Genomic DNA, 5835 nt, shown 5'->3' on the forward strand with positions numbered 1-5835 from the left:
AAAGACAATCTCCGTTGCCTCAGCACCGATCATGGTCGCAACGTGAGACCGTGCTGCATCTGTTGCTTTTTCGGCCGCCCATCCATAAGCGTGATTTTTGCTGGCGGCATTACCAAAACGCTCCGTGAAGTATGGGAGCATGATGGTTAGAACTCGCGGGTCGACGGGTGTCGTCGCGTGGGAGTCCATGTAAATAGGTCCAGCCATCTGCTAAGCAGACACACCACTTTGGGCGTCGCGAAGGAGGCTACGGCTGATAACAATTCGCTGAACTTCACTGGTACCTTCGTAAATCCGGGTTACCCGAACATCCCGAAAGTAGCGGCTAAGCAAAGAGTCCTGCATGTGGCCGTGGGAAGCGCCTATTTGAAGGGCTTGCTGGGTGGCCTTGTTTGCTGCTTCGGTCGCGTAAACTTTAGCCATGGCGGCTTCGCGGCTAAAGGGTTGGTCGGACTCTTTAAGCCAGGCGGCTCGAAGTGCCAGTAGCCAAGCGGCGTCGCATTCCGTTCCAATATTAGCCAGCTTAAAAAGCATGCCTTGGGTAGCTCCATGTTGCTTGTCGGATAGCATGATTTCACGCGCTCGGTTCATCGCGCCATAGGCCATACCCAACGACTGTGAGCTGATTCCAACCCTTCCGCCATCGAGAGCCATCATCGCGATTTTGAATCCTTCGCCTTCTTGGCCAAGCATCGCGCTGTGTGGAACCGTTACATCTGCGAGACTTAGGGAGACCGTGTGGGAGGCCCGCAGGCCCAGTTTCTCTTCAGGTTTGCCAGAACTTAGTCCTGGTGCCCCGCCGTCAACGAGAAAGCATGAGATTCCTTTGGCTCCAGCTCCCCCGGTTCGTGCCCATACCACAACCACTCCGGCTCGATCGCCGGTCGTAATCCAGAGCTTTTCGCCGTTGATAACCCAGTTGTCGCCAACTCGCTCTGCACGGGTCGCCAATGCGCCTGCATCTGAACCAGCGGCCGGTTCGCTTAACGCAAACGCTCCCCCGAAAAACTCACCGCTTGTTAACTTCGGGATGTAAGCTTGGCGCTGCTCTTTTGTTCCATATGCTTGAAGCACTTCGCCAACCATATTGGTTACGGCCATGGTTACGGCAACGGCAGGATCTCCAGCTGCGATTTCGCGTACAGCAACCGCGTAGCCAACGACACCTGCTTCGGAACCACCGTATTCCTTACGGATATTGACGCCGAGCAGCCCTCGGTCACCAAGGCCCTTGATGGTTTCCGGCTCAATGTCGTGACCGTCCTCGCGCTTTTGCGCATCGGGCATCAAAGTGTCTTTTGCATACGCGGCTGCAATTTCGCGCAGCCCGGATTGCTCGGCTGTAAGTTCAAACAACATCAGTTTTAGCTCACTTCCTTAAGCAGCGAACGCGCAATAACGATACGTTGAATTTCGCTGGTGCCTTCATAAATCTGAGTGATTCGAGCATCGCGAAAGTGGCGTTCTGCTGGGTACTCTTTGGAGTAACCGAAGCCACCATGAATCTGAATAGCTTTATCGGTAACACGGCCGCTCATCTCGCTGGCAAAAACCTTCGCCATCGCCGAGGCCTGACCATAGGGTTTCTTTTGGTCCTTGAGCCATGCTGCACGCCAAATAAGCAAACGAGCCGCATCAATTTCAGTGCCCATATCGGCGAGCATGAATTGGATGGCTTGGAAGTTTGCGATGGGGCCGCCAAAGGCTTCACGTTCAAGTGAATACGCGCGCGCTTCATCAAAGGCTTGGCGAGCAATTCCCAGTGCTTGGGCTGCGATACCAATCCGGCCACCGTCGAGGGTACCCATTGCAATTTTAAAGCCCTGGCCTACTTCACCTAAAAGCGCCGTGGCAGGAAGCCGTACGTTGTCGAGCGAAATTTGGCTCGTGCTGGAAGCTTTGATTCCTAGCTTTTCTTCGTTCTTCGCGACGATGAATCCAGGAGTATTGGTAGGTACCAAGTAGGCATTGATGCCGCGTGTGCCGAGGGTCTTATCTCCCATGGCAAATACGATACAGAGATCTGCCTGGGCACCGTTTGTTATCCAGTTCTTGGAACCATTGATAACCCACTCATCGCCGTCTTTTTTGGCGACGGTTGCTTGGGCAGCGGCATCCGAACCCGTACCGGGCTCACTCAGCGCGTAGCAGCCTATTCTCTGACCGGAGGCGATAGGCTTAAGCCACTCTTCTTTTTGGGCGGGTGTGCCGTAACGAAGCAGTGGGTCGCAAACAAGTGAGTTGTTGACGCTGGTGATGACACCACAACTTGCACAGGCTGCAGAGATTTCTTCAATCGCGAGTGCATAGGCCACGTGGTCCATGCCCGCGCCGCCCCATTCCTCAGGGATAGCGACACCCATCAGGCCCATGTCGGCCATCGCACGGAATTGATCATGCGGGAACTCAGCTTTTTTATCGATCTCTTCAGCGTGAGGTAGAATTTGGTCACGCGCAAAGGCTCGGACTGAATCTCTTAAGAGTGTTTGTTCTTCTGTGAGCTCTAAATTCATCTCTAACTACCTTTGAAGTTGGGTTCGCGTTTTTGCAAAAAGGCTTGAGTGCCCTCGCGCATATCTTCAGTTGCAAAGAGCACCCCAAATGAACCTTGCTCGAGTTTGGCCGCTTCCGTCTGAGTAGATTGCAGCCCTTCCACCATGACTTTTTTGGCCCGTCGCACAGCCACTGGTGCGCGGCTTGCGATTGTTGCGGCTACCTTCTGAACGTGTGCGAGTAGTTCAGCGCCTTCGATAACTGCGTGCACCAGACCGATACGATGGGCTTCATTGGCTCGGTAAATGTCTCCCGTCAAAATCCACTCGGTCGCGGCCGCAAGACCAACTTTGCGAGGAAGCCGTACAGCTCCTCCGAAACCAGGGATAAGTCCGAGCTTTACTTCGGGCTGACCAAACTTTGCTTTTTCCGAGGCATAGATAATGTCGCAAGCGAGTGCGAGTTCACAACCGCCGCCCAAGCAAAAGCCATTGACTGCCGCGAGCACCGGCACAGGGAGATGTTCGATTTTTTCGAAGATACCATGACCCTTTGCAGAGAACTCCTCAGCCTGAGCTGGGTCCATATCAGCCATTTCACTGATATCAGCTCCGGCTACGAATGATTTCTCTCCGGCGCCGGTAAGAACCATGCATCGCAGACTCTCGTCCTTCGTGAGGTGGTCAAGGACAGCGTCTAGTTCAGCGAGAACGGCACTGTTGATGGCATTTAGAGCCTTAGGGCGGTTGATGGTGACTGTAGCCACACCGTTGTCTATTTCAAGGGCGACGACTGAAAGAGAATCTATTGAAACCATGACGCACTCCGGTGACGATAATGTTGGAAGGCTCGTAGCGGGCGCTGACTAGGGTGTCAACACCTACCCCGCGCAATGGGCTATTCCTCTGCCTTTTGAAGCTCCATACATCGTTGATATACGGGACGTTTTTTCTTTTCCAGAAGAGCCGCAACGGCCGTTGATGCATCTCTTGATGACAACCCGGCCGCCAGGCATTTATTAAGCGCGTTATCGACTTCTTCTTCACCCGGTTGTTGGCGCTCTCTAACGTAGCGGTCTAAGACGATAACAATCTCACCCTTGAGGCCCTTTTGTGACCATGCCGCCAAATCTTCAAGGGTGCCTTTGCGAACTTCCTCATGCATTTTAGTGAGTTCGCGGCAGACAACGGCTTTGCGCTGCGGCTGATGTTCGGCCAGTTCGGATAAGGTTTGGGTGATTCGGTGCGGCGCTTCAAACAATACGACTGACCCTTCCGTGGCGCATGCCCGTGCAATAGCCTTCTTCCGCGACGCGCCCTTGTGAGGCACGAAGCCGTAAAAAGTAATGCCTTCATCCATAGGAGCGAGTCCCGCAACGCTAAGCGCCGCGACAAGTGCTGTAGGGCCGGGTATCGGTGAAACCTTGATACCTTCATCGAGTAGCGCTGATACAAATCGGCCGCCCGGGTCGCTGATTGCCGGTGTACCGGCGTCGGTTACCATTGCGACTTTAAGCCCTCCCTGGATTTCAGCTAAGAGAGCAGGCGTTCGGGCCTCTTCGTTGTGTTCGTGGAGACTTTTCAGTGGCGTTTGGATCTCAAAATGCCGCAAAAGGCCCTTGGTGTGGCGTGTGTCTTCGGCTAAGACCAGGTCCGCGCTCTCGAGTGTGCGGATGGCTCGCGGGCTCATGTCGGACAGGTTTCCGATAGGTGTGGCTACCACCCAGAGTATACCTTGTTCATTTTGGCTCATGCCTCAAAGGCCTCCTTCACGAGGGTTTGCGAGGGTCCTTCGTCCATGACAACGCCAATGACATCAAAGCGCAGCTCGGGCCATGGTCCCTCCCATTGGTCCATATACGCTTGAGCAGAAGATACAAGCTTCCCCTGCTTCGTTGAATTGACGGTTTCAAGCGGATGGCCGTTAGCAGTTGTTTGCCGTGTGCGTACTTCTACGAAGCACAGCGTGCCCTGGTCCCAGGCGATAACGTCTATCTCCCCCCGGCGACACCGCACGTTGCGGCCGATAATCTGGTAACCGGCCTTAACCAGTGTTTCACAGGCGAGATCTTCTCCTCGCATACCGAGGTCCATGCGTTCAGTCATTGAGTCCATGGGGGTAAAAAGGTTTGTTGCCGATAGCGTGTACGCCAAAAAAAAACGCCGACACTCATATGAGCGCCGACGTTTTCGATTCAATTGATAGCTGCAGAAGAATCTAGCTCTTCTTGCTTGCCGTACGGCGATGGCTATCACGCTCACGCAAACGAGCTTTCTTACCAGCGAGACCACGCAAGTAGTAAAGCTTCGCGCGACGAACACGGCCGCGGTGAGTGATTTCGACTTTTTCTACACTTGGTGAGTGCATTGGAAACACGCGCTCGACGCCGATGCCTGAAGACATCTTGCGAACGGTGAATGACTGACGGCTACCGCCAGCACGCTTTTTGATACATACGCCCTGGAAGATCTGAATACGTTCTTTTTCGCCTTCTTTGATGCGCACATGCACTTTCAAAGTGTCGCCAGGACGGAATTCAATCAGGTCACGTTTTTGTTCTGCTTCGATTTTCTCAATGATGCCCATTGCAGGACTCCTCAATATCTTTGGCACATCAGCGCAGGATCCACAGCGCAATCAATATTACGCATCCTGATAACAGTGCTTTCTAGCCGCCCTTTAACAGGCGAGCGGACGGAACTAACCTTCTTTTTTCGATAAATCAAGTAGATCAGGCCTATTTTCGCGCGTTATTGCTAGGGATTGCTGATCACGCCACTGAGCGATGGCCTTGTGGTTGCCGGAGCGAAGCACGTCAGGGACGCTTTTGCCTTCGTATTCGGCGGGTCGCGTATAATGCGGGTACTCCAGCTGGTTATTCGCAAACGATTCCTCGCGGATAGATTCGGAGTTGCCAAGCACACCAGGCAGTAAGCGAACCACGGAATCGACCATGCACCAACCCGCAGGGTCTCCACCTGAAAGAACCATATCGCCAATAGACAGGTCCCCATCAATGTAATCGCGAATACGTTCGTCTACGCCCTCGTAACGGCCGCAGATAAGCCCAAACCCCCCAGATGCCGCGAGGTTATGTGCCCGTGGTTGGGCGAACGGCTCTCCTCTTGGCGAGAGCAGGTAAATGGGGCCATCGAGAGATTCCCGGACAGTTTGAACTGCTTTGTGCAGCGGTTCCACACCGATGACCATGCCTGCCCCGCCCCCGAATGGATTATCGTCCACTTGCCGGTGAACACCTTTACCGTAGTCGCGCAGATTATGAATGGTTAACTCGGCTTTGCCGCTTGTGAACGCTCTACCCACTAAGCCGCCATCGGCTCC

Annotated in this window: 8 protein-coding genes; all 8 read right to left on the minus strand. The window is 53.9% G+C overall.

The window, feature by feature from the left end; all coding sequences use genetic code 11:
• Nucleotides 1-207 (minus strand): aminotransferase class V-fold PLP-dependent enzyme (locus HOK28_07895; GenBank protein MBT6432995.1); only part of this gene is annotated, 207 nt, incomplete at its 3' end.
• Nucleotides 208-210: 3 nt separating this feature from the next.
• A complete protein-coding gene (locus tag HOK28_07900; GenBank protein ID MBT6432996.1) occupies nt 211-1359 on the minus strand; it encodes an acyl-CoA dehydrogenase in 1149 nt (382 codons plus the stop codon).
• A gap of 5 nt (nt 1360-1364) precedes the next feature.
• Complete coding sequence (locus HOK28_07905) at nt 1365-2513, minus strand: acyl-CoA dehydrogenase (protein ID MBT6432997.1); 1149 nt, start codon at nt 2511-2513, stop codon at nt 1365-1367.
• A 2-nt stretch (nt 2514-2515) separates the two neighbouring features.
• Complete coding sequence (locus HOK28_07910; protein MBT6432998.1) at nt 2516-3310, minus strand: hypothetical protein; 795 nt, start codon at nt 3308-3310, stop codon at nt 2516-2518.
• An 80-nt stretch (nt 3311-3390) separates the two neighbouring features.
• The gene (gene rsmI / locus HOK28_07915) at nt 3391-4245 is read right to left on the minus strand and encodes a 16S rRNA (cytidine(1402)-2'-O)-methyltransferase (protein MBT6432999.1); all 855 of its coding nucleotides are present in this window, start codon (nt 4243-4245) and stop codon (nt 3391-3393) included.
• On the minus strand, nt 4242-4646 hold the full coding sequence (locus HOK28_07920) for a YraN family protein (protein MBT6433000.1): 405 nt from the start codon (nt 4644-4646) through the stop codon (nt 4242-4244). Before HOK28_07920 ends, rsmI begins: the two co-directional genes overlap by 4 nt.
• A 64-nt stretch (nt 4647-4710) precedes the next feature.
• Nucleotides 4711-5079 (minus strand): 50S ribosomal protein L19, encoded by a 369-nt coding sequence (gene rplS, locus HOK28_07925; protein MBT6433001.1) that lies wholly within the window; start codon nt 5077-5079, stop codon nt 4711-4713.
• A gap of 114 nt (nt 5080-5193) precedes the next feature.
• On the minus strand, nt 5194-5835 hold a 642-nt coding region (trmD, locus tag HOK28_07930; GenBank protein ID MBT6433002.1), incomplete at its 5' end, for a tRNA (guanosine(37)-N1)-methyltransferase TrmD.

It is taken from the genome of Deltaproteobacteria bacterium (assembly GCA_018668695.1).
In the GTDB taxonomy this organism is placed as follows: Bacteria; Myxococcota; XYA12-FULL-58-9; order XYA12-FULL-58-9; family JABJBS01; genus JABJBS01.